This window comes from Gordonibacter sp., from assembly GCF_036667095.1.
In the GTDB taxonomy this organism is placed as follows: Bacteria; Actinomycetota; Coriobacteriia; order Coriobacteriales; family Eggerthellaceae; genus Gordonibacter.
The window spans coordinates 1-2,205 of sequence record NZ_JAVWUP010000318.1 but is presented as its reverse complement, the minus strand read 5'-3'; the positions used below and the strand labels follow the sequence as shown (position 1 = coordinate 2,205).

1 protein-coding gene is annotated in these 2,205 nt (G+C 61.4%); it reads right to left on the bottom strand.

Going from position 1 to position 2,205, the window contains the following annotated elements; translation table 11 throughout:
* Positions 1–426 precede the first annotated feature (426 nt).
* Positions 427–2,205, bottom strand: a 1,779-nt coding sequence (locus RR842_RS14160; protein ID WP_332730224.1) for an FAD-binding protein, incomplete at its 5' end; no start/stop codon positions are given.

The following is a 2,205-nucleotide window of genomic DNA, read 5'->3' as shown; positions in this document are numbered from 1 at the left end:
AGGGTATGGTTGAGTTCTATTTTGAGGACATGGAAGCCTTCAACTGCTTCTATGACTCCAAAGAGTTTCGGCGCTTGGCTGCACACGGAACCGAGTTCATTGGCGCTATCGATACGTATCTCGTTGAAACCCATCCCGTTTTGGACGGGGCGGTAAGCGGCGGGTATTGTCTGTAGGCTTCAGAATCCGAGTTTATCGCAAAGAGGACATAGTAGTAGCCCCTTTGCCAAAAGCAAAGCCGCTTGGCGGGAGGGAAGTGCCGGGCAGCCTCGCTGTATCGGAAGGTTTTAGAGCTGTCTCGAGTCTCCTGGGGCTCGAAGTGGATTGCGTGGTCTGCTTCGAGCTTTGGGTGAGAGCGAGTTTGGTGGAGAGCTGGGTCGGTTGCCCTGGGAAGCGCCACGCCTTGCTTCCCAGGGCAGTTCTTATCTAGTTCTTGGAGGGTGTCACTGTGTTGATGCGATCGGCCTCGGGCATGTTGCCGCTGAGGATTTCCAGGTCCGCGATTTCCTTGTCGGCATCGCCTCCTGCGGCATTGATGCCGGCGATGCGCCCGAACGTCAGGCAGCGGCCGTGGTTGGTGCCGGGGCAGATGGTGGGATAGTCGTTCGAGAAATACTCGCCACCTGCGGCACCGCACACGTACAGTCCCTTGATGGCCTTGTTCTGCTCGTCGAGCACCTGGCAGGCGGTATCTTGGCGCAGGCCGCCCGAAGCGGCAAGCAGCGTTGATACCAGCTGGCCAGCGAAGTATGGCGGCGTATCGATGGGCCAGAGGATTTCGGGGCGCTTGCCGAAGTCGTCGTCGTTGCCCTTGGCGGCCAACTCGTTGTAGCGAGCAACGGCTTTCTTCAAACCGTCGGCATCGATGCCGGCCTTCTTGGCCAGTTCGTCGAGGGTGTCGGCTTGGAACAGCAGGCCCTGGTCAATCTTCGCCTGGCGCAGCTTCAGCTCTACGTCCATATCGAACGGCACGCCATAGCGGCGGTACTGCTGGTCCGACGAGATGCCGCCCGAGATGCCGTCGTTGCATGACCGGGAGAACTTCTCCAGCGAGTTCGCGTCGTAGATGGTGAAGGCCTTGCCTTCGGGCTGGTAGGATTTTACGCACGATTTCGACTGCGTGTTCACGTCCTCGTTCATGAAGCGCTCGCCGTCTTTGTTCACGTGCAGGAAGTTGTAGCTCTGTGCACCCGATTCTAGGTGGATGGTGGAGCAGTGCGGCTCGGACTCCTGCATGGCGCCGCCGATCCACATGGTCTGTTTGTGCAGGTCGCCGGTGGAAATGTCGAAGGGAATGTACAGGCGGCTGTCGGCGTGCCAGGTGAACGGCTGGTAGCGGGTGCGCATCTCGTCGTCGTCCAGGTAGTCGCCCGAGGCGATGATGACCGACTTAGCGTTAATCTGCAGGTAGTTGCCCTCCTCGCCGACGATGGCGCCCGTCACCGGGCCCTCGCCGTCGCGTACGAGGCGCACGCAAGGGGTCTGATAGCGGTATTCCACGCCCAGCTTCTCGCCCTTCTCGATGACGGCGGGGATGAGCACAGCCATACCGAGGCCTTCGGACACGCCGTCCAGGTACACGAAATCTGTCGTGTCGTTGTAGAAGAAGTGTGTGATGGGCTCTTCGGTGTAGTCGGGCCCCTTGTAGAAGCCGGCCCAAAGCGTGGGCTGTAAGCCCGAGTCGGCCACGAGATCGACCAGCCAGTCCATGCAGGCGCCGGACTTCTTGGCGAATTGCCACATGAGCGGTTCTTTCACGCGCCCGGTCGCCCACTCAATCAGGCGGCGCACTACATGCGCGTAGTCGGCTTCCTTGAACCAGCCCTCGCCGGCATACTGTTTGACGATCTTCGAGCCGTAAGCCGTGATGTGCCCGCCACGGCCGGACCAGGTGTCGCACTTGTCGATGCAGAGCGTCTTTGCACCGGCTTCGGCAGCGGCGACCGAGGCGACGGCACCGGCAAAGCCGCAGCCTACCACCAGCACGTCCACGTCTTCGGTGCTCTTGATCTGGTCGCTGCCGATGTCGGCCGGAGGCGTCATGAACGTCCACTCCACGGCGGCGTTGGCGCCGAGCGGGTTATTGGCTAAAGCGGCGGAATCGACACCCGCGGCGGATGCCGAACCTGCACTCGCGGCGCTGTCGCCCGCTGCTTTGCTGCTGGGCGCGCAGCCGGCAAGTCCGGCACCTGCGGCAACGATGCC